The organism is Sphingobium jiangsuense, from assembly GCF_014196495.1.
GTDB classification, from domain to species: Bacteria; Pseudomonadota; Alphaproteobacteria; order Sphingomonadales; family Sphingomonadaceae; genus Sphingobium; species Sphingobium jiangsuense.
The window spans coordinates 1-20,784 of sequence record NZ_JACIDT010000028.1 but is presented as its reverse complement, the minus strand read 5'-3'; the positions used below and the strand labels follow the sequence as shown (position 1 = coordinate 20,784).

Annotated in this window: 29 protein-coding genes; 26 read left to right on the top strand and 3 right to left on the bottom strand. The window is 64.0% G+C overall.

The window, feature by feature from the left end; genetic code table 11:
- Positions 1-509 precede the first annotated feature (509 nt).
- The 21 genes from GGR43_RS21590 to GGR43_RS21490 all read left to right on the top strand — a co-directional run bounded on the left by GGR43_RS21590 (position 510) and on the right by GGR43_RS21490 (position 14,096).
- Complete coding sequence (locus GGR43_RS21590) at positions 510-1,700, top strand: DUF932 domain-containing protein (protein ID WP_188073883.1); 1,191 nt, start codon at positions 510-512, stop codon at positions 1,698-1,700.
- 106 nt (positions 1,701-1,806) lie between these two features.
- A complete protein-coding gene (locus tag GGR43_RS21585; protein WP_188073882.1) occupies positions 1,807-2,574 on the top strand; it encodes a hypothetical protein in 768 nt (255 codons plus the stop codon).
- Positions 2,575-2,668: 94 nt separating this feature from the next.
- The gene (locus GGR43_RS23635; RefSeq protein ID WP_246343975.1) at positions 2,669-3,487 is read left to right on the top strand and encodes a hypothetical protein; all 819 of its coding nucleotides are present in this window, start codon (positions 2,669-2,671) and stop codon (positions 3,485-3,487) included.
- Between the two features lie 93 nt (positions 3,488-3,580).
- Positions 3,581-4,300: a hypothetical protein gene (locus GGR43_RS21575; protein ID WP_188073881.1), complete on the top strand. Its 720-nt coding sequence runs from the start codon at positions 3,581-3,583 to the stop codon at positions 4,298-4,300.
- Between the two features lie 76 nt (positions 4,301-4,376).
- A complete protein-coding gene (locus GGR43_RS21570) occupies positions 4,377-4,571 on the top strand; it encodes a hypothetical protein (RefSeq protein WP_188073880.1) in 195 nt (64 codons plus the stop codon).
- An 83-nt stretch (positions 4,572-4,654) separates the two neighbouring features.
- Complete coding sequence (locus GGR43_RS21565; protein WP_188073879.1) at positions 4,655-5,119, top strand: hypothetical protein; 465 nt, start codon at positions 4,655-4,657, stop codon at positions 5,117-5,119.
- A 32-nt stretch (positions 5,120-5,151) separates the two neighbouring features.
- Positions 5,152-5,796 (top strand): hypothetical protein, encoded by a 645-nt coding sequence (locus tag GGR43_RS23630; protein ID WP_246343974.1) that lies wholly within the window; start codon positions 5,152-5,154, stop codon positions 5,794-5,796.
- Positions 5,793-6,011, top strand: a complete 219-nt coding sequence (locus tag GGR43_RS21555; protein WP_188073878.1) for a hypothetical protein — start codon at positions 5,793-5,795, stop codon at positions 6,009-6,011. Before GGR43_RS23630 ends, GGR43_RS21555 begins: the two co-directional genes overlap by 4 nt.
- 93 nt (positions 6,012-6,104) lie before the next feature.
- The gene (locus GGR43_RS21550; RefSeq protein ID WP_188073877.1) at positions 6,105-6,752 is read left to right on the top strand and encodes a hypothetical protein; all 648 of its coding nucleotides are present in this window, start codon (positions 6,105-6,107) and stop codon (positions 6,750-6,752) included.
- A 29-nt stretch (positions 6,753-6,781) separates the two neighbouring features.
- Positions 6,782-7,243, top strand: a complete 462-nt coding sequence (locus GGR43_RS21545) for a hypothetical protein (protein WP_188073876.1) — start codon at positions 6,782-6,784, stop codon at positions 7,241-7,243.
- A 192-nt stretch (positions 7,244-7,435) separates the two neighbouring features.
- The gene (locus tag GGR43_RS21540; RefSeq protein WP_246343973.1) at positions 7,436-9,382 is read left to right on the top strand and encodes an ATP-binding protein; all 1,947 of its coding nucleotides are present in this window, start codon (positions 7,436-7,438) and stop codon (positions 9,380-9,382) included.
- Between the two features lie 80 nt (positions 9,383-9,462).
- Positions 9,463-9,915, top strand: coding sequence for a hypothetical protein (locus GGR43_RS21535; RefSeq protein WP_188073875.1), 453 nt, complete (start codon positions 9,463-9,465; stop codon positions 9,913-9,915).
- Positions 9,915-10,109 (top strand): DUF6117 family protein, encoded by a 195-nt coding sequence (locus GGR43_RS21530; protein ID WP_246343972.1) that lies wholly within the window; start codon positions 9,915-9,917, stop codon positions 10,107-10,109. The genes GGR43_RS21535 and GGR43_RS21530 overlap by 1 nt, the downstream gene beginning before the upstream one ends.
- Before the next feature lie 104 nt (positions 10,110-10,213).
- Positions 10,214-10,402: a hypothetical protein gene (locus tag GGR43_RS21525; protein WP_188073874.1), complete on the top strand. Its 189-nt coding sequence runs from the start codon at positions 10,214-10,216 to the stop codon at positions 10,400-10,402.
- Positions 10,403-10,532: 130 nt separating this feature from the next.
- The gene (locus tag GGR43_RS21520; protein WP_188073873.1) at positions 10,533-11,039 is read left to right on the top strand and encodes a hypothetical protein; all 507 of its coding nucleotides are present in this window, start codon (positions 10,533-10,535) and stop codon (positions 11,037-11,039) included.
- Positions 11,036-11,362 (top strand): hypothetical protein, encoded by a 327-nt coding sequence (locus tag GGR43_RS21515; RefSeq protein ID WP_188073872.1) that lies wholly within the window; start codon positions 11,036-11,038, stop codon positions 11,360-11,362. The genes GGR43_RS21520 and GGR43_RS21515 overlap by 4 nt, the downstream gene beginning before the upstream one ends.
- 36 nt (positions 11,363-11,398) lie before the next feature.
- Positions 11,399-12,334 (top strand): hypothetical protein, encoded by a 936-nt coding sequence (locus tag GGR43_RS21510; RefSeq protein WP_188073871.1) that lies wholly within the window; start codon positions 11,399-11,401, stop codon positions 12,332-12,334.
- A 135-nt stretch (positions 12,335-12,469) separates the two neighbouring features.
- A complete protein-coding gene (locus tag GGR43_RS21505) occupies positions 12,470-12,727 on the top strand; it encodes a type II toxin-antitoxin system Phd/YefM family antitoxin (protein ID WP_188073898.1) in 258 nt (85 codons plus the stop codon).
- A 5-nt stretch (positions 12,728-12,732) separates the two neighbouring features.
- The gene (locus GGR43_RS21500) at positions 12,733-13,140 is read left to right on the top strand and encodes a type II toxin-antitoxin system VapC family toxin (protein WP_188073870.1); all 408 of its coding nucleotides are present in this window, start codon (positions 12,733-12,735) and stop codon (positions 13,138-13,140) included.
- Positions 13,141-13,189: 49 nt separating this feature from the next.
- Positions 13,190-13,423, top strand: a complete 234-nt coding sequence (locus GGR43_RS21495) for a hypothetical protein (RefSeq protein ID WP_188073869.1) — start codon at positions 13,190-13,192, stop codon at positions 13,421-13,423.
- A gap of 169 nt (positions 13,424-13,592) precedes the next feature.
- A complete protein-coding gene (locus GGR43_RS21490) occupies positions 13,593-14,096 on the top strand; it encodes a hypothetical protein (protein ID WP_188073868.1) in 504 nt (167 codons plus the stop codon).
- Between the two features lie 19 nt (positions 14,097-14,115).
- On the opposite strand, the gene GGR43_RS21485 is transcribed toward GGR43_RS21490, so the two are convergent.
- Together GGR43_RS21485 and GGR43_RS21480 are read right to left on the bottom strand one after the other, a co-directional pair.
- A complete protein-coding gene (locus tag GGR43_RS21485) occupies positions 14,116-14,298 on the bottom strand; it encodes a hypothetical protein (protein ID WP_188073867.1) in 183 nt (60 codons plus the stop codon).
- Positions 14,299-14,548: 250 nt separating this feature from the next.
- Positions 14,549-14,944 carry a hypothetical protein gene (locus GGR43_RS21480; RefSeq protein WP_188073866.1) on the bottom strand — a complete coding sequence of 132 codons (396 nt, stop codon included), beginning with the start codon at positions 14,942-14,944 and terminating at the stop codon, positions 14,549-14,551.
- A gap of 162 nt (positions 14,945-15,106) precedes the next feature.
- Between GGR43_RS21480 and GGR43_RS21475 the strand changes: the two genes are divergently transcribed.
- The 3 genes from GGR43_RS21475 to GGR43_RS21465 all read left to right on the top strand — a co-directional run bounded on the left by GGR43_RS21475 (position 15,107) and on the right by GGR43_RS21465 (position 17,585).
- Positions 15,107-15,313 (top strand): DUF5818 domain-containing protein, encoded by a 207-nt coding sequence (locus tag GGR43_RS21475; RefSeq protein WP_188073865.1) that lies wholly within the window; start codon positions 15,107-15,109, stop codon positions 15,311-15,313.
- Positions 15,314-15,983: 670 nt separating this feature from the next.
- The gene (locus GGR43_RS21470; protein WP_188073864.1) at positions 15,984-16,493 is read left to right on the top strand and encodes a DUF736 domain-containing protein; all 510 of its coding nucleotides are present in this window, start codon (positions 15,984-15,986) and stop codon (positions 16,491-16,493) included.
- An 81-nt stretch (positions 16,494-16,574) separates the two neighbouring features.
- The gene (locus GGR43_RS21465) at positions 16,575-17,585 is read left to right on the top strand and encodes a DUF2493 domain-containing protein (RefSeq protein WP_188073863.1); all 1,011 of its coding nucleotides are present in this window, start codon (positions 16,575-16,577) and stop codon (positions 17,583-17,585) included.
- Positions 17,586-17,617: 32 nt separating this feature from the next.
- Here GGR43_RS21465 and GGR43_RS21460 read toward each other — a convergent pair whose 3' ends face one another.
- Positions 17,618-17,986: a hypothetical protein gene (locus GGR43_RS21460; protein ID WP_188073862.1), complete on the bottom strand. Its 369-nt coding sequence runs from the start codon at positions 17,984-17,986 to the stop codon at positions 17,618-17,620.
- A gap of 431 nt (positions 17,987-18,417) precedes the next feature.
- Between GGR43_RS21460 and GGR43_RS21455 the strand changes: the two genes are divergently transcribed.
- Positions 18,418-18,717 (top strand): CopG family transcriptional regulator, encoded by a 300-nt coding sequence (locus GGR43_RS21455; protein ID WP_188073861.1) that lies wholly within the window; start codon positions 18,418-18,420, stop codon positions 18,715-18,717.
- A complete protein-coding gene (locus GGR43_RS21450; RefSeq protein ID WP_188073860.1) occupies positions 18,714-20,684 on the top strand; it encodes a type IV secretion system DNA-binding domain-containing protein in 1,971 nt (656 codons plus the stop codon). The genes GGR43_RS21455 and GGR43_RS21450 overlap by 4 nt, the downstream gene beginning before the upstream one ends.
- Positions 20,685-20,784: the final 100 nt, after the last annotated feature.

Sequence of the window (20,784 nt, the reverse complement as noted above, 5' to 3'; positions counted from 1 at the left end):
CGGAAGGGCCACAAGCAATGTCCGCTTTCAGGAACTTGTCATTATCACCTGAACGTCCGGCATTGATGTGCGTTGCCGATCGTCCGCTTCGACAAGCGTGATCGACCACTTCCGTCGAGAACGGATGTTTATCCGAGCGGATGTGAACGACCGGCTTTAGTCGGGAGGCGATGCCGTGGGAATGGCAGCTATCCCAATATCCCTGCTCCAAACGCGACAGTCCATTCTCGGTTCATACATGACTTTGGTAGGTCCGTTTTCGAAAGCCTGTAATAAATCCTGATTGCGTCGGTCGTCACCTCAAGCCGGCGCAGCAAACCGGAAGTTCGTTCAGCCTGCTGATTTATCCACGCGCTCTGTCACGGCAAGGCTGGAATGTGCCGCTATTCTATTCGTTTTTGGCACCATGGCCCCCCCGATACAGGAGGGGAGGAAGGAGGAAGTGGGTGCGGGTGTCGCGAGGGTGCGGCGCCGGCGTTCCATTCCATCCTTTCCATCGGAGACTGCCCATGGCTTCGCTCGCTCCCGTCAGCGCCGGTTCCGCGCGCCCCGCAACGCCCGGCTACCGCGTCGATGTTTCGCGCGGCACATCCAACACCCGCGTATCGTCCGAATGGTTCTCCCGGCCGGACGACGAGCGCTTCCTCTCGCTTTCCGATCTCCACGCCTCAGTGCAGGCACGGCGCGAGCGCGCCCATACCCGCGTCATCGAAAGCCGCGCGATCAAGGTCGAGGCTCGCCGCGACCACCCCGAGCGGTTAGCGCTGATCCTGCCCGACAGTGACATGCCGGTCGCGCCCACCAACTGGTCGTTCGGGCAATTGTGCAGCATCGTCGGCGCGCCCGCGTCCTATCTGCGCGATCTGCCGGGGCCGCTCGCTGGCATCAACCTCCAGCACGGCCTCCTCAATCACCGCGCCGAGCAGGTGAAACTGCTCCAGGCCGACAATGGCCGCACCGAACTGCGCGCGGTCACAGGCCCCAATTATGGCCGTGTGTGGGATGCCCAGCTCGTGGAAGCGGTGATGCGCTTTGCCGGCAACGGAACCGGAGACACACGCTGGAAGGTTCCGGGCGTGCTCGACTGGTATAATCCCTATGTCGATATCACCCGCGACACGACCACGCTCTATGCGTCCGATCGCGACGTGTTCCTGTTCCTCGTCGACGACACCCATCCCATCGAGGCGGGCAAGCTCTCCAATGGCGATCCCGATCTCTATTTCCGCGGCTTCTATTCGTGGAACAGCGAAGTCGGCGCGAAGACGCTCGGCATCGCGACCTTCTATCTGCGCGCGGTCTGCGCCAACCGCATCCTCTGGGGCGTCGAGAATTTCGAGGAGATCAAGATCCGGCATAGCAAGTTCGCCGCCCATCGTTTTGCCCAGCAGGCCGAGCCCGCGCTTGCCTATTATGCCGACGCGTCGCCGCGCAGCTTCATTGACGGCATCCGGACAGCCCGCGAGCGGATCGTCGCCCGCACCGACGAGGACCGCGAGGGATTTCTGCGCAAGCGCGGCTTCTCCAAGTCCGAGACCGGCAAGGTCATCGAGGCGGTGCTCGCCGAGGAAGGCCGGCCACCAGAGTCGATCTTCGATTTCGTGAACGGGATCACGGCGGTCGCGCGAGGCAAGGCACATCAGGACACCCGCCTCGACATGGAAGCCAAGGCCCGCAGCTTGCTCGAAAAGCTGGGCTGATCGCCGCCGCGCGGGCGCCCTCGGGCGCTCGCCATCCCCGTTTCTCTCTTTCCGGCAGGACCGTGCGCTCGCGTGTATCCGTCCGCCCGCCACAAGGATCGCTCCGATGGCCGATACATATATCACCACATCATTCGAAATCAGGATCAGCGCTGAAGAAGCCGAACTTCTCACCGAATGCTTCACGGCCGCTGATGAGATCGCCTCCGACTTCCCCCATGTCGAGCTCAGCGAACTGGCTGCGGCCAAAGCCTGTTACGAGGCACGCAGCGCCGCATTCAAGGCAGCGTTTCCGCCTGTAGAGGGCGAGGAAGATCCATTCGCAGGTTTCCTCACCCTCTGGACCGACCCCGAATTTTCGACCTTCGATGCGGTTCTCTCCATCGGGGATGACCCGAAAGGAGACGGCAAGCTCGCCCGCATCCACGGTGCGAACGCCGATATCTGGGCGATCGCCGGAGTGATCGAGAAGGTTTGCCTCACCGCATTGCCGTTCGGCTTCACCTGGGCGGTGACGTGCTCGCGGATGATCCCGGGTTCTTTCAGCGGCGGCTACTTCCTCATCACGGCCGAGGGTATCCAGGGCGGCTCGACCGGGGAACTGATGAACGAGGCGCTCGTCGCGTTACGGTCCGGCGGCATTGCGGCACGCGGCGCGCGCAAGCAGGGTGCCGAGGATCAGCAGCAGTTCGTCCTTGCCGTTCCCGATGAAGAAGACGGGCTCGTGTTCTGGAACAATGCGGATGGCTTCGGCTCGCTCGAGACTGCGACGGCGTTCACCGAAGCCGAACGTCTGACGCACGATTCGCTCATCTCCAGTTCGAAGTGGCTCGCGCTGCCCAACCATGTCGTCCGACCGGACGACACGGACTGACACACCGTCCGCGGCTTGCGCTCTCCACTCATCCTCATGCCATAAGAGTCCGGCCAGCGCGCCGGGCTTCCTGTATTCCAGGGAGAGATACATCATGAACCCCGAAAACCATGGCGGCAGCACTCCCGCCAACGGCACGACGCGCCTCTACAGCCAGACCCCGATCGCTGATAACGGCGATTTCCACTATCAGGGCGATCTGCAACAGCAGGACGAGAGCCTGGCCTCGCTTTCCAATCGGATCGCCCGGCATCTTCACGACCATTTCGACACGATGCGGTTTCTGGTCTCGGCCGAACAGCTCGTGGGTGGCCGCAGGATTACGGCCGAGCTGCTCGAACCACCCAGTGATCTGACCCATTGGAGGGACCAGCGGAAATTGATCACCAGCATCCGCGACCAGATGGAGCGGTTCGGTTTCCACCGCTTGAATCTTCTTGACGGCAATCACGACTGCTCGTTTTTCAGCGAAGTGCGGATCGGCAATCATTTGTCGGTCCAGACGAACCGCGGCAGGGCACGGCGAGACCGGCTCCCTCCGGCAGGACAATTTCCGGTCATGCCGAGCGAGCAGGCCGGAAGCCTGGGCTTCGCGACCTATAACCGCGTGCCGACCCTCCCGGTCGAAATTCCGGATGGTGGCTTCACCATCGCGGCGCGAACCAGCGAGGGTCGGCGCGTAACCTTCTGCTTCGGACCCTATTACACCGGCGGACCGCCGCGCTTCATCGACATCCAGTATCATGATGCGAGCATGACAGTCCCCGATGGTGGCGGCACACCCGCGCCGGTGTTCGAGATGCTGACGATCGCCCAGGGCGGCCGCAAGCCCTATGACAGCCGCAAAGCGGCGCTTTCCGACAAACCGTCGATCGCCGTCATTCTGCTCGCAAGGCCCGACGAGGCGGACTGATCCGCTGCCATCCGGCCTGGCACTCCCACCAGTTCATTCCTCGCAAAGCCCGGCCGCTCGCGCCGGGCTTTTCGTTTCTCACGGAGACATATCATGGACCAGACCGATCATCGCAACGGCGTTCCTGCCACCGGCGCCGCGCGGCTCTATAGCGAGACACCGATCGATGAGCGCGGCAACTTCCATTATCAGGGCGACCTGCAACAGCGGAACGAGAGCCTCACTTCGCTTGCCGGCCGGATCGGCCAGCACCTTCATGCCCTTTTCCCGGCGATGCGTTTTTCCATCTCGACCGAGCGTTTCGCGGGCGGACGCAAGATCACGGCAGAATTGCTCGACGCGCCCGACGACCTGACCGGTCGGGAGGCGCAGCAGGAATTCACCGTCAGGGTCCGCGACCAGATGGAACGGTTCGGCTTCTGCCGCTCCAACCTGCTGCAAGACTTTCACACCTGCTCGTTCTTCTGCGAGGTGCGGATCGGTCAGGCCTATTGGACGACACAGGCCAAACGGCAGGGCGCGCGCAGCAGAATCGAGCCGTTGGTGTCACTCGCGGCCTTCCGCCACCGCCTCAAACCCGGCGACCGGATGAAGCTCATCGAAGGACCGGCATGGCACCGCGCAATCGGCACCATGCGGACGGTAGAGGCGGTCCGGTCGAAGGATATCATATTCGAAGGCAAGATCTATCTCGACCTTCCGCGCGCGGCGCAGTTCGCCTGCGACGGCAAGTTGGTCGAATTCGCGATCGGCACCGAGCAGGAGCCCGGTGCCCATCTTCTCTACGAATGGCTGCCGCAAAAGGCCGCCTGACCAACGCCATCTTGGCGGCTGCACGCCATCGCTCGCCGGTCAGCCGCCGATCCTTTTTACAGCAAGGAGCAAGACGATGACAATTTCCGATATCGACTCGGCTACACCGGCTGAGTTGGCGCCCGTTCTGCACGCGGCACTCCAGCGCCTCGGCCAGCTTGGCCGGACCGGCGCAGTGGCGCTCGAAGCCCTCGTCGAGGACAGCGATGCCGATTTCGACGAGGCCGCCGGATGGATCGAGGAGATCGCCGCCGGAAACCTCGGCGACTGAACTTCCGGCCAGTTTCTCAAACCATTGTCTCGCGCAGCCCGGCCATTCACGCCGGGCTTCGTATTTCTTGAAGGAGCAAGTTCATGCAAACCGCACGTCATATCCACGAAACCGCCGTTCTGGGCAGCCTGATCCGTTATTCGAACGGCCAGCCCCGGCCGCCCGAACGCTTCAAGCGGAAGCTGCGCGACTGGGAGGGAGAGAACGGCACGGGCCGCCTGGTCGAGCGCGAGCCCGCGTCCGGCAGCCTTGCGGCAAGCTTTACCCTGCGTCTCGGCGAGTTCGGCGGCGCGGTCATCGTCGCGGTCTTCAATCGCACCTTCAGCGCACAAAGCGATATGGCGTTCGATATCCTTGAGGTTCCGACACCCGGCATGGTCCGGGTGGTGACGGGGCATAACGGCCGCGAGGTGCTGCATCATCTCGCTCCCGACATGGCAGCCGCCGAGCGCTGGATGGCGACCAACCGCTTCGGCGACATGCGCGTCGAGGTCGTGCCCTGTCCCGATCCGGTGGCGATCCCGCAGGACATGGGCAAGGCCGCGTGACGGGCCAGCCCCTCGCGCAGGCATCGACTGGGGTGACGGGGGACTACGGCCGCCGTCACTTCGTCCATGTCTATGCCGTCATCCGCGTCAAGGTCGCGGTCGACGCACCCGACCATCGCCGCGCCATGGAAGCGGCCGACGAACTGCTGTTCGCGGGCGGACCTCCGGTCAGGCTGGTAGCCATGTCGAGCGCAGTGCTCGACGCGGACCATGCCGATGAAGTCTTCGGCTATCTCGTCGACGAAGCCGACGATCCCGAATTCGAGCGATCCCGCGCTTACGGACCCGATCACGAACCAGAAGGGAAAACCTTGATGCAGAGTGAAACAACGCCCAGCGAGGCGAGCCTCGACCAAGCCGATACGGAGTTTAGGGAGAGCCCAACTCGTGAAAGTGCCGGCACGCTGCTCACCGTCGCTACCCGATACTGGAACGACGACATGATCGGCGATGGAACATATTCCGGAGTGGTTCTGCGGGTACGCGACTGGCTGTTCGAAAAGGCAGAGCCTGTAGATACCGATTCCCCAGGTCCGATCGCGGACGTCGTTCACCGGATCGCGACCTTTGCCGATGGCCGTACACGCATCAACGTCTGCCGAGCGGCCGTCAACAAATTGGAGCAGCGCGGCGGGACGCGCGGCAAGAACAGCGGCGCAGAGGTGAAGCGGCCATGAAATCCCACCGCATTCGGATCGTGCAGGTCTTCCGCGTCGAACGCGAGATCGTCATCGACATCAATGCGCCCGATGCGCAGGCGGCGATCGACATGCAGAGTGAGAACGACGCGCCCGCCTTCGACGATTCCCGCTGGCGATCCTCTTGGACACTCGAGAACGAGGAGGTTGAGGAGGTTGAGGAGGTTGATGCAGCGCGTGTCAGGGGATCATAGTTCGGCAGACTATGCCGTCCACCTGGGCCGGAGGGGAGGATGAGGGAGTGGGATGGGCGTGAAAGACGCCCCAAGCCCAAGGAACTCACTCCCATGTCATACGATATCGCATTCCGCTTCCAGCAGGCGCTCGATCCGTCCGCCCTCATCACGCTGCCCACCGCGCTCCATGCCCTCAATGCCGCAATCGAGGACTGTCGCAACGCCGGGCGCCCGCAAGACAGCGACCCTGCCGTCATCCTGCTCGCCCGCCATCTGGGCTCGATCGCGTCGCGGATCGAGCGGCCCAATGTCGAATTGCGCCGCGTCTGCATGGACGCCATCGCGGACCTGCGCCGCAAGCCAGCGCTGATCGCGCTCGCCCACAAGGGCGTCGCCTATGACGAACGCGCGAAGAAGCTCTTCCACAGCGACGGGCGCAAGGCGCTGCGGGCGCTGGCCGACGCGCTCGACCTTGCAGACGATAGCTACGACCTGCGTTCGAATCGTGGCGGGATCGCAGTGAGCGGTGAGGTCACGCTGCATGGCACGGCCATTTACGTGCAGCTCAGCCTCGGCCTCATGGGCGCCGGTCGCGAAGTCATGTTCCGCAAGGTCTCGGGCCGCACGGACTTTGTCGGCGAGCGCAATCACTGGGCCTCGGTTCACGACCTGCTCCAGCCGGCCAGGTTCGCCGCGCGCATCTGCCGCGAACTCGGTCTGGCTCGCCCGGATCAGGCACCCGATCGCCTGGTCGCCTGAACACGAAAACCCCATTTCGGAGAATAACGATGGATATCATCGTCACCCGCTCGCGCATCGCGGGCACACTGGCGTTCCATGAATATCGCGCGCTGGTCCCGCTGGCCTGCGTTGCGGCAGACCGCCACGCGCACATGCGGCCGATCGTCTCACCGCGTGTCGCCGGACAGGAGCGTTGCGTTCACATCGCGCAGATCATCGCTCCAGCGCGGTATTTCGGGATGAAAGGAGCGCCCAGGGCGTCGCTCGCAAGCGCAGTCGTCGCGCTCGGCAGGCGGATCGAAGCCATATTGGTGGGCGCGGTATTCCCGGAAATCCTGGGGAAGCGCATGTCCGTCGCCGTCCGCAATGATGCCGACCCCGGCGATGCCTGCGTGCGCATCATCGTAGACGATCTGACCGGCGCCTATGACCGGATCGCGCCGCTGATCGACGAGATGGACGCGGGCGCCTTCGGCCTCGCCGGTGACTGCCGCCGTCTCGCGGCCTGACCCCATTCCTTCGGATTACGAAAGGACGCTCCCATGCGTGAAACTTCTGCTGAATTCGCGCTCGAAACCGCCGCCTGCCTCTGGGAGGCGGTGCTGACCTTGCGCGACCATCCCGCGACCGATCCCGATGCGATCGGCCTCGCGTTCGCCATCCGCGCCAGCTTTGACGCGATGGGCGCTGCTGCCCTTCGCATGACCGTGATCGGCTGGACCGATGCGGTAGACGCCGCCTGGGTCGAAACCGAGGACAGCTACGAGCTATGCTTCGACTGGGATTTCGTGCCCGACTGGATCGCTCGCCATATCGACTGGTCCGATCCGGGCTGCCCCACGATCAGGAGTGAGGGAGAGTGCCCCGCTGACCGATCGGGTGGCCATGGAGGGGAGGAGGAGGCCGGTGGTTGCGACAAGGATGTCGCGGCGAACCCGGAGGCACCCATGACCTTTCCTGCGATGATCAACACCACGGTCGGCCAGTCGCTGCTGACGAAAATAGGCCGATTTTTCAATGGCTCGGTGCTGGACGTTCTGGCCGAGACATTGCAGAACGGACGCCGCGCCGGCGCGACCCGCATCGATATCGCCCGGATCGAAAAGGATGGCCAGGCCGCGCTGCGCATCCGCGACGACGGGCGCGGCATCGCCGATCCCGCCAAGTTCCTGACGCTCGGCGACTCCGGCTGGGACAAGGACATCGCCCGGTCGGAAGACCCCGCAGGCATGGGCATATTCAGCCTTGCAGGCCGCCACGTCACGGTGCGGTCGCATGCGGCGGAACTCGGCGCAGCCTGGCAGGCGACCATCACCCCCGACGCCTGGGAATCCGGCAAGCTGATCGACGTCATACCCGCGGCGCTCGACAAAGGCACCGAAATCGAGATCGACCTGCCCGAGGCATGGGCCAAAGCGCTCGAACAGGCGATGAAGGACGCGGCGCGCTTCTGCCCGGTGCCGGTCTGGTTCGACGGCGAGCGGCAAGCGCAGGAGGCTTTCCTGCGTGAGGCAGCGCGCGTCGAGGAGTGGAACGGCTGCCGGATCGGCATTTTCGTCGACAAATATCATATTCACCGCGAACTGGTCCGCATCAACTTCCATGGCGTGACCGTGCCCTGCCGGCTGCCCCATATCGTTGACGCCGATGGCGGTCGCGGCTGGTATGCCAAGGTCGATATCGTCGATGCGCCCGACCTTCAGCTCGTGCTGCCCGCGCGCAAGGAGATGGTGCAGAACGCTGCGCTCGATGCCCTGCGCGAGGCCTGCGAGACGGCGATCTTTCGTACCATCGCCCGTGAGGGGCACCACCGGCTCTCCTTTGCCCATTGGCAACGCGCGAAAGCGCTGGGTGTCATGCTGCCGGATGTCGCGCCATGGCTTTCCGCCTGGACACCGCGCACCGCCGAGGCGGACACCATTCTGTCAGGCGAGCGCGTCGCCGGCGAGCCGATGATTCTCCTGCCCGCGTATCATGCCCATATCGAGCAATGTATCGGCCGCGTTCTGGCGGCAGGACAGCCGCTCGAGGCAACGCCGGTCCATCCCGTCGACGAGTTTGCGGGCTATGGCTGGTATGATGCGCTCCCCCGCGTGCTCGGATGCTCTTTCCGGGTCGAACGAAGCCAGGACAATGTCTTCGACTATGCCGCTGACGCCCAGATCCCGCCGGATCTCCAATCCGGGCGGGTCGACGCGATCACGCTCGAGCTTGCCGTGCGAATAGCCGACGATCCTGACACGCCTGCCGAAATCTTCTGGCTGCCCGCCGATCTCCTGATCGTTCCCGCCGATTGCTGGACCGGTCTCGAGGAGGTGTTCGTGCTGATGAGCGCGGACTGCGCGATCACGCCCTTTGAGCTCGCTTATCTGCTCGAAGCCGCCTGCTTTTCGCCCAGCGAGGACTGCGGAGCCGACAGCTATCACACCCAGCAGGCGGCATTCGAGATGCAGGCGCGATTTGTCGCCAATATGCTGCTGCTCGGCGAGGACGCCGCGATCATCGAGCGGGTCCGGGAGGCGATGTGGGAGCATGTATCCTGGCTGATCCCGAAGGACCGGGCAGTCACCGTGCGCGCCGCAGGTTCCCTGGTCGAGGCGGCCTTCGCCGACAATGACGACGCGCCGCCGTGCGTCGCCGTCCAATAGATTGCGCCGCCAATACCTCCACACATCGCCGGTTGCCGCGTTTTGCGCGCGGGCGCCGGCTGTTTTCGAAAGGACAGTCCATGACCGAGGACGAATTCGACACGCTCGTCGACGACGCGACCCATGCCGTCAACAATCTCATCCCCGACCGGCTGCTCGACGCGCTGGCCAGCGACGCCCGTTCCGGCCTGCTCATGCGCATCAACGATGCTCTGACGCCGATCCTGCGCGAGCTGGCCGACGATGACGACGCTGATGGCGAAAGCGAGGACCGTGACGCGGGCCTCGACAGGCGAACGTCAACGATCGCCGCGTTCCTCCGCGAACTGGTCGAAACCCACATTGCCAAATGCGACGAGGCCGGCGATGACCCCAATGACCGGCCGCCCCACTTCGCCTCGGAAGCGCCAGGCGCGCAGGGTAATATCGACAGCATCGCGAGCTGCGACATCGAGACGGGAAGCTGCATCTATCTCGTGCTGGAAGGCGGCGCGGCGTTCCGGATCGTCATCGAACCGGCGGAGGCCGTGTGATGGCGATCCCGGATCATGCCCGCGCCAATTTCCAGACGCTGCTGCGCGCCGCCCAGGCCGGCGATCTTGCACTGATGGAGTGCAACGACGCCGTGAGCGGCGAGCCCCGCTACGTCCTCTGCGGGGTCGGCCACCGCAATGGCGAATTTGTCATGACGCCCTTCGGTCACCTCGCCGAGGGTAACCCCTTATGACACCTATCTGCCGCCCGACATGCCCGGCGGCCCGCCGGTTGCCGATGGGACGCAGCGTTCCCCCGCCTGACCGGCCCGTCCACCGCTTTACCATGGAGACAGCCATGACCCGGCTATCGAGCCTGCGCGCGAGGCTTGCCTCGTTCGACCACGCCTACCTGCTGGCCATCCGCCTGAGCGAGCGTTCCGACCAGGAGCTGTTCGTCGTGCGGACCGGCAATCCCATCCAGCCCTACCGGGTGACGGCGCGACCGCCTGCCAATGACGAGCAGATGGTTCTGCGCGTCGCCTGATTTCCCGCACACCTCGGAAAAAGCCCGGCGTTGCCGAGCACTATTCCGAACTCGACGCTGCGCGAGCTGAACGCGCCATTCCCTTGAGTGCGCGCGCCCGGCCGTGCGCCTTTCTCAGAAGGATCAAGCGATGACCTACAAGACCGCCGATAACCGGACCGTGCCGGAACCCGTGCTGCGACAGATTCATCAATACAGCTTCTACAAGACCAGTGAGAACCGCCAGGTCACTCTCGCGGTTCTCGAAATCCGCCAGCCGACCCTTGCAACCCTGTCGCTGGTCGAAGTGACGGATGGCTATGAGATATTCGCCGCCGAATATCTCACTGGTATCCTCGCCATGCGCCTCGCCGAGGGCTGGATCCTCAATTCCGCATCCGAACGCCACTATGTGCTGGCGGTCCCCTCGCTCGATGAGAGTCCCTCTGCCGCGATGCCAATCTGCGCGCGCTGCGGCAGCAATCGGATCGTCCGCGACGCCTGTGCCCGCTGGAATAGCGCAACCGGCCGATGGGCGTTGGCGGATGTTCACGATTGTGCCTTCTGCGAGGCCTGCGAAAGCGAGGGCGACGATCTCGTTCGCTTGGTCTCCGGCGAAGAGACACCGGCCGTCAGGACCGCGGAGCCGGACCAATGACGGACTTCGATCCTACCGCTGCGAAGGCTCGGATCTCGCGGAAACAGCCTCCTCAGATCGAATTGCGCTGGCGCGACGAGAATTATGGTTCGGTCCATGCGGTCGCCGCATTCCGCAATTATGTGGGCACCTTCGACTGGAGCGAGCGCACCCACCGGCGATTTCGGGGCTGCCTGAAACGCGCAGGTTTCGCGTTTCACTATGGCCGCTGCGCCTATATCGCGCACCAAGGCGACAGTGCCGAGCGCAAGTACGCCTTGTGCGATGAGCTGGCGGCGGCCGGTTTCGAGATCGTCCATGGCGATGTGAGGACCGGACAATGACCGGCCACTTGCGTCGCGGGGGGCAACGACAACGAGATGCCGCTGCCGGACGAGCCTGCGCCGGTGATCGTTGCCTGGGGTGCGGGCGTCGACTCGACCGCGATGATTATCGAACTCGCCGAGCGGGGCGAGCGGATCGACATGGTGCTGCGCGCCCGCATGCCCGAGCGCCCGGAGACGCTGGCGTTCATTCCAACCTTCGAACACTGGATGGACGAGCGCGGCATCCCCCACGAAACGGTCGGCTACACGCCCAAGCGTTTCAAGCATTGGCCGCCCTACAGCGATCTGCTCGAGAACTGCCTGACGAACGGCACGCTGCCGTCGATCGCGTTCGGCCGCGGCGTGTGCTCACTGAAATGGAAGGTCGCTCCCCAGGACGCCTGGACCAAGGCGTGGCCGCCCGCGCAGCACGCATGGGCGCGCGGACAGAAGGTCATCCGCCTCATCGGCTATGATTGCAGCCCCCGCGACAGCCAGCGCTATGCGCACCGCGAGGGCCATGTCAGCGATCTCTTCGAATATCGCTACCCGTTGCGCGAATGGGGTCGGACCCGGGAGGACTGCGAACGGCGGATCGCGGCGGCCGGCCTTCCTCCAGTCGTGGCGAGTTCCTGCTGGTTCTGCACGGGAATGACCTGCGATGAGGTCCGCACGCTTCCGGCCGAGCATCTGCGGCTGATCGTGCTCATGGAAGCGCGCGCCAAACCCCGCCTGCGAACCTGCGAGGGACTCTGGCGATCCTCGACCAAGGGCCTGCGCGGACGCGAAGCCCGTCCGGGTTCGATGACGCAGTTCATTCGGGACCAGGGCCTGTTGCCGGCGCGCGAGGTCGATCGGATCGTCGCCGAGGCACCTACCGAGCTTGTGGCGTTCCTTGACGGTGCCGCCGGACTACCGCTTGAAAAGCGTCCGGCAATGTGGCGCTGGATCGAGCGCTTCAACGCCGGCGTCGAGAAGCTCGCGGCCTGACCGACAGAAGCCCGCACGCCCGGCGCGGAAGGGGAGGACAGAGGAACCACGCGCGGGAAGCGTGCCAGCAGTGTATCTTGCACACGGCCATGAATCAGACTAGTTATCTGACTAGTCGCCACGATGGAGGTTTTCATGAAAAGCTGGCCTGTCCAGGATGCGAAGGCGCGGTTCAGCGAATTGCTCGATGCCTGCCTGCGCGAAGGCCCGCAGCTCGTCACCAAGCGCGGAAACGATGCGGCTGTGCTCGTTCCCGCCAGCGAGTGGCGCCGGCTGCAACATGCCGCCAAGCCGACGCTGAAGGAGCTGCTTCTCGCCGATACGGCGCGCGTCGATCTGCCGCTGCCACCGCGCGGCCGTATGCGCCGCCGGTCGCCGGCCGGGCTGGCCTGACCGGCATGTATTTGCTCGACACGAATATCGTCTCGGAACTGCGCCGTCCGCGTCCGCACGGGGCCGTCCTAGCCTGGTTTGAAGCCGTTCCTGACCAGGACCTCCACCTCAGCGCCGTCACGCTCGCCGAGATCCAGGCCGGTATCGAGATCACGCGCGAGCAGGACGTCGCCAAAGCCGCCGAGATCGAGACGTGGCTCGACCAGGTGGCGACGACCTACAATATCCTGACGGCCGATGGACCCGTTTTCCGGGCGTGGGCGAGGCTCATGCACCGCCAGCAGAATCATCTTATCGAGGACGCCCTGATTGCGGCCACCGCGCAAGTCCACGATCTGACCGTCGCAACGCGCAATGTCTCGGATTTCGAGGCTTTCGGCGTGCGCATCTTCAACCCCTTTGCACCGCACTGAAACGAGACGTCGTCGCGCTTCCTTCCATCCTCGCGCATGAACAGCAGTCATGAAACACAGTGATTTCGCAATCGGCATGGAATTCGTCATGAGCGGTGCCCGTTGGCGCTGCACGGACGTCGGCACCCGAACCGTCATTGCCGTCAAGCTCGATGCGCCTGATGAAAGCTGGTATGCCGGGCCGCCCTTTGCAGTCGCCGAGCATTGTCTCGATGAAAACGATATCGAGGCATGCGAGCCTGACGATCACAGCGGCGGTTCCGGACATCCTTCAGGCCACTGACGTCCGATAAGGGGCGCTCTCGGACCGCACTCGCGCGCATGGCGTCACGGCCGTCCGGACTGGAGGAGAGGGAGCGCGTGCGGGAAGCCTCCCGGCGCGCCGATCGTGCGCGATTTGCAACCTATTGTCGTTGATCGCGCTGCCCCGCCCGCCTTATCAGGGCAGCTTTATGCGCCTTATCGATGATCTCGCCGCCAGGCGGCGGCTTTACCCGCGTCCAGGCTTCACCGCGCCCGCCATGCTGGTGATCGATGTGCCGCGCCATCTGGCGGGCGCCGGCCTGCCGCTCGGGCGCTATTATCCGGTGATCCTCGAAACCGACGAGGAACTGGCCGAGTTCGAAGCGTTCCTGAGCGCGGAGCGCCCTGAGCCAGTCGTGCCGGACATATTCGCGACCCGTCCGGGTGCGCTGCACACGGCAACGATCAGCCTGTTCGAATATGCGCCGCCCGAACCGGGCTGGCCATGGCTGTTGCTGTGCCACTGGCCAGAAGACCATGCCGCACTCGCCGCCCGCGATCCGGACATGCTGGCGCGAGGCGCCTATACGATCGAGATATTCCTCTGTCGCGCCGACCTGCGGGACGCTGTCGCGATCCTCGCGAAGATGCTCGGCGGGCCGGAAAGGTTCACGATCGTCAAGAGCGCTGACGTTCCGCACGGGACCGCCTGACCAGCATCAGGCCCTCCGCTCAGCGTTGGCTGGACCGGTCCTGCCAACGCGCTTCGGGCGGCAGCCATTCGTCTTCGCGGGCCACGTCGATCGCGTGCTGAATTCGCATGAGCAGCACCGCATCTTCCGATTCATCGAGCAGGGACGCGGCTTCCTCCATCAATTCGGCCGCCTTGCGCCTGTTGGCCACCGGGTCAGACATCGTTTCTCCACCGTGGGGGCAGCAGCTAGAGACTTTAGCCGGGGCCTGGACATAGCGTCCGCCACCCGGCTGCAAAGGTGCGGTCGGCTCTGTTGGAAGGGGTTTTCGAAGCCATACCCGCAACTTGCGGGGTGGTTTCTCTATAAGCAGAACCCGCGCTACTGCCAAGCAACGCGGGTTCGGAAAGTGAAGCGATCAAAGAAACCGACGCTTATCCGCGCCGCAAGGGCGCCCGACAGTTATGCGGCGATCAGCGCACCAGCGCCCGTGCCGCCATGACGGGACGATACATGTCCGCCCGGCCGCGCATCAACTCGGCAAGCCAGCACAGATGCGCCGCCGCATCAGCCAGCGGAAGCGCCGCCACCTCGTCGAAGAGCACGCCCTGATAGTCCCCCGCACGGTCGAGAATGTCCGACAGGCGCACCCGCGCCGGGCTGTCCGGGTCCTCGTTGCCGGCGTTGGCCTCACGGGCCGCCTCGAGAAACGCTTCGGCCAGTTCCTGCGCTTCATAATAGCCCCCATCGAGCCCTTCGCCACGCGCCAGCGACGCGAGCCGCGCCCGCACCGCCGGAAGATCGGGATCGGCCACAGCATCTTCGATCGGCAGGTTGAAATCATAGTCGGCAAGATAGGTTTCGATCATGGCATGCTCCTGTTGCGCGGATGGACGAATGGAACATATGATGAACATATTTGCAACCCCAAAGCGGCGATGGCATGATCGCGGCATGTCGCCTCGACCGATACCTTCCCACCGGCACTGTCTCGCCGCATGGGCCGCCGGTCCGCTGCCGGGTGCCCCGCGATGAGCACCATGATCGCGCCCGTCCGGCTGCGCGGCATCCTGCGCGCGGGCGATCGCGGCTTTCATCTGGACAGCGAAGACGGCCAGGTCTGGCGGATCGAGGGTGCGGAACCCTATGCGTCGCTCGCCGGGCAGCCGGTCGTCATCGAAGCCTATCGCCGCGCGTCAGGAGCGCTCGAACTTCTCTGGGCAGGTCCCGCCGCCTAGAACGGCACTTGCCCGCAAGGGCCACCGCAGGGCGCGATACGTCCCCGATCGGGAACGCCAGCTTCCACCACGCACCCGCCACGATGCGCGCCCAACTCCAGGCGCGTCCCCCGAACGTAGCGTCAGGCCGCACCGTCGCTGCGGGTGCGTCGGAGGACCTCCGCACCCGCAATCGCCCTCAGAGCAAGCCTGTCATCGCATCCGGAGCCACCAGTCGCAGTGTCGCGGCGTGCCGGAACTGGTCCGGGAGAGCAAGGGCTGCCTCCGGCCAAGCTTCGCTAGGCAAAATGATGGGCCTGCCGACGGGATCGCCTGATCCAAAGGTGTCGGCAGGCCCATCATTTTACCAAGCTACGCATAAAGGCCGCAGCGCGACGTCCCTTGCTCTCCCGGACCAGCCCCGGCCCTTGCGCCCCGGCGACAGGCGGCTCCGGATGCGATGACAGGCAGGCACGCTTCCCTCTTCCGGCGATCAGGATGGAATGGCTTCGCCATGCTTTTCCTTGTTCAGGGACGCTACCGCGTCCGTTTTCTTGGCTCGAGGCTCACCAGACACGATGAAATTCTGTCAAGAAAACAATGATATAGAAGTAATGGAGGGGAGTAAGTATAAGAAAAGGGCGGACGGGGAATGGTTCCCGGAAGCACCAAGGAAGAAGGAACCCAGACAATGAAGATCGGAACTTTCAAACTCGACGAAAAGACCAACGAGATCACCGGCAGCATCTATACGCGCGCCCTGCATCTGCCCTTCATCATCTTGCGGGCCGTCGAGCTTCGCGCCGATGAAATGCAGAGCGACCGCGCCCCCGTGTTCGAGATTTTCGAGCCGTCGCCCGCTGGCGTCGATATCCAGATCGGCGCGGTCTGGCATCGCAAGATGCGCAACAGCGAAGATACGTTTTTGTCCGGCATGATCGACGATCCCAGCTTTGCCGAGCCGCTGCCCATTGCCCTGTTCGGGGACGAACTCAAAGGCTTCGACGTGCAATGGCGACGCGAACGCGAGCAGCAGCCCGCCTATCGCAATGGCATGGGCGGCAATGCTGGCGGCTACGCGCAGCGGCGCGGCAGCCAGCAGCAGAGCAGCGGCGGGTTCCGGGGGGGCAGCACGGCAGGGGCGAACGGCGAATATACCGGCGGCATGACCCGCAGCCTTGACGACGAGGTGCCTTTCTAAGCCGCACCCCAAGACGGGCCGGGGAAGCGCTGGAACGCTTTCCCGGACCCTGACCGCGAACGCAAACAAGGATTTGGACCCATGAGCAAGAACACGGCTACACGCACCATTAGCAGCTTTTCGGACCTGCCGGAACTCTACGCGGAATTGATCGCGACCGACGATTTCACCGCATCCTTTGGCGATCCTGTCGCCTTGTCCATCTTTGAACCGGGTGAAGAACTGGACGACTATGACATGCCCGACCCACTGGCCTGCCAAGCCGATTGCGCGGGTATCATCACAACCATCAGCGACCTTTTGACAGGCACCCGCCTTGATACCGTCGCGCGGGAATTGGCGTGGGGTTTGGTCAACAGCTTCCATTTTGTTGCGGGCAATCTGGAGCGGCAGGAGGACAAACTGGCCCAGACAATCGGCGACATGGCGCGGCGCCTCAATCCCAGCGAGGTATTCAATCGCGAACTGGAGGAAACCCAGACGCAATGTCAGATGCTGACCGAACTGCGCAAAACGATGGAGGAAATGCGCGATTATGCCGCTGCCGCCTACCGTTCCGCATTTGGCCTTACATGGTCCCAATCGCGGGGATCGAGGGTTTCGCGCATCACCACCGCAAGCCAGATTTCCGCGCTCGATTTCCTGCGGGCGCGGTCGGAAAAGCGGCGCGAAGCCCACGACCCGCAAGGCCCCGTCGTCGTCATTTCCGGTCCCGGCGATTGGCACGATTGGCGCTTGATCTTCGCCAAGCTGGACGAGATCAAGGCCCGCGTCCCGCACATGGTGCTTGTCACCACCGGGCAGCGGACCGGCGTTGACGCTATCGCGGCAGCTTGGGCCGAAGCCAATGGCGCGCCCTGTATCGCTTTCGGGCTTTACGGGCATGGCAAGGGGCGCGGCTTCAAGCGAAATCGCCAGATCATCAAGCTATCGCCGGTGGAAGCCGTGCTCTGCGAAGGCTCCGGCATCCAGCAGAACCTTTACGAACTGTTCAACCCCGAACGGGGACGTTGCGTCCCCACCCATGTCATCCTGCGCGCCGATCAGGCACCCCCGACGCCGCGCCCCCGCGCAAGGCGGCTTGCCGCCTGAACCCCGGCACCTGTTCAGGGGCGGCGGCCGGATTATCCGGCCTCGCCCTTGCTACCCTCCACCGAAACAGGCCGATGCGGCTTTGCGCCGCACCGGCCTTTTCTTGTGCCAGCCGCCGCCGCGCCTGGCGGCGCGGCGGCGGGATCACGTTCGCAGGAGAAGCGCGGAACGGGGGCGCTTGCCCGGATCGGGGGAACCGACGCGGCTGGCCCGCCCAGCTTCAGCAGCAACCCCAAGGCTTCGCGGAAATCCTTTTCCGCCACCATCTCGACCGGCAGCGCGGTGACAATCGCACCATAGCGATCGCGCAACCGCTTTTGCGCCGTCTCGATTTCACCGGCAATCCTGCGGCTCTTTTCCAGCAGATCGGCAATGCGTTCTCTCTCGGACATTTTCGGCATGACCATTCCTTCACGTCATTGCCGGTCCGTTCGCCGCCGCTCTTCTCGCACGAAACGGGCAGGCCCCGCAATCGCCCGGCACCGGCAGGGACACCGCCCGCGCCGTATCTGGAGGGGACGCAGCGCGCGCAAGCGCTGCGGGCAAGGGACGCACGCCCAAGGGCGGGAGAAATGCACCCTACGCACGGGTGCTGCGACGGAAAACAACATAATATCATTGCCTTAGTCCGTAATGCGGGTGTGACGACATTCGGCCTGGCCGTCATACGCGTGTTTCCGCTCAGAATTGCGCGATGACATCTCCCTGATATTGGCCGGGATTTTCAGTCACACGCGTGTGACATACTGTTTTCGTTGTGATTTTCCGGCGGTCGGCTATTATGCCAGCGCTTCGGAACCGGTCCTTGCGAAGCTCCTTCATCGGAGCTTCCATGGCCCATCTCTCTATTCGCATTGACGATGAGCTGCACGGCCGCCTTGCGCGCCGCGCCCGCATCGTCGGCGTCACCATCACCGAACTGATCAGGCCGATGCTCGAACAGGCGGCCGACCCGCGCAGCGGCTACGTCTATACGACCCAGGACGAGATCCTCTCGGGCGTTGTCCAGACGCTTGCGATCATCGCTGCTTCGGTGCGCGAGCACTCGCCCGAACTGCTCGAAAAGGGGATGGCCGAAGCCCGCCAGATGCTCCTCGACCGGGGCCTGCTCGATCCGGAGCAGCGGATATGAGCATCTTCAGAAACGACACGCTGGGCTCATGGACGCGCGGAGGCCAGGCGATCGTCCACAATGTGCGGATGACCACGCAGGTCTTCTTCCAGACCATGATCGTCGGTCTTGTGATCTGGGTGATGGGCACTGGCTGGTATGCCCTCGAAAAGTCCACCGAGTATCAACGCTTCGTCCTCACCAAACTGGTCGAGGCGAGCTTCAAGGTCGACGCGGCGCCGGGGACGAACGACCCGGTGCTGTTCCGCACGCCGGAGGGCCGGCAATATTGGACCTCAGCCGACATTCTGCTCGAATCCGGGGTCGCCCGGAAGGCGCTCCACAAGCTCGAAAAAGATCTCATCCACGGGGCCGCGATCGCAGGCGTCGGCACGATCCTCGCGCTCGCCTGGGCGTGGTTTTATTTCACCCGCACCGGGAAAGGTCTCGGCTCCAACGAATATATCCGCGGCGCCCGGTTCGGCACCGCAGGGGAACTGCGCCAAGCTCTGGCCAGGGAAAAGAAGGGCAGCTTCCGGATCGGGGGCGTCCCGGTGCCCGACGCTTACGAATCGGAGCATATTCTCATCTGCGGCGCACCCGGAACGGGGAAGACCAATCTCATCACCACGATGCTTGAGGGCATCCGCAAGAAGGGCAAGCGGGCGATCGTCTACGATACCGCGGGCTCGTTCGTGGAGAAGTTCTACCGGCACGGCCATGACGTGCTGCTCAACCCCCTCGACCAGCGCACCGACATCTGGAGCCCCTGGGTCGATGTGCCGCAGGAATATCATTACGACCAGATTGCCGAATCGACCATTCCCGACAAGCACGGCGATCCCTTCTGGTCGAAGGCCGCCCGCGGCACACTGGTCGCCGTCCTGCGCAAGCTCGCCCGGCAGAAACACACCCTGATCTCGGTGTTGCTCGAGCGGGTGCTGCGTTCCCCGCTCGCCGACCTCGCAGCCTTCGTGAAGGGAACCGACGCAGCCGCCTTCATATCGACCGAAGGTGAGCGTACCTCGGCCGGCGTCCAGGCTGAACTCGCCTCGGTCATGCGCAGCTTTGCCTATCTCGACGACACAGAGGATGCGTTCTCGATCCGCAAATGGGTCGAGAACGAGAAGGACGATAGCTGGCTGTTCATCACCGTGAAGGCCGATCAGCTTCCCTCGCTGCGCCCCCTGATCACTGTCTGGCTCGACATCGCGATCAGCGCGATCATGAGTCTCGCACCCGATCGCAAGCGGCGGCTCTACTGCGTGATCGACGAGTTGACGACGCTCCAGAAATTGCCGTCGCTCTCGGACTTCCTCGCCCGCGCGCGCAAATATGGCGGCTGCGGCATCTTGGGGTTCCAGTCCTACCCCCAGCTCAATGCGACCTACGGCAAGGAGGATGCGGCCGCGATCACCGGCTACTGCTCGACCTGGGTCGCGCTGCGCGCCAACGACACAGACACGGCGGAACTCGTCTCCAAGAATCTCGGCCGGGTCGAGCAGATCGAGGCCAATGAGGGCATGTCCTACGGGGTGAACGACATGCGCGACGGTGTGAACCTGTCGCGCATGCAGGTGACCCGGCCGCTGGTGCTGGACACCGAGGTCACCAATCTTCCCAACCTGACCGGCTATCTCCGCTTTGGCCGCAATCTTCCCGTCGTCCGCTTCCTCGACAGCTTCAATCCGATCGCCTCCATATGTCCGGCGTTCGTCGAGCGGGAGTCGCCCCCCAAACGTCTGCCGGTCGGCGGCGAGATCATTGCCCATGTTCGCGCCGCCTCGCGCGCTCGCGCAGCCGCAGAACGGGATACGGCCGATCGAGACGCGGAGGGGAGCAGCCCACCACAGCCCAGGGCAGAGGATCGCCAGCCCGACCTGTTTGGGAACAGGCCTCCGCCACCCAAGCCGGTGGTTATTATCCCTTTCCGACAAGTAGCCTCATCGGCTATACGCGATCCCCATGCCGAAGGAGATTCGGCATGAAGGGGGTTGAGTGTTTAATCACATCAGAAGGGCCGCGATCATTTCTGGCATCATCGGTGCGCCAATGATGTGGCTTTCTACAAACTCGATACCGCAAACG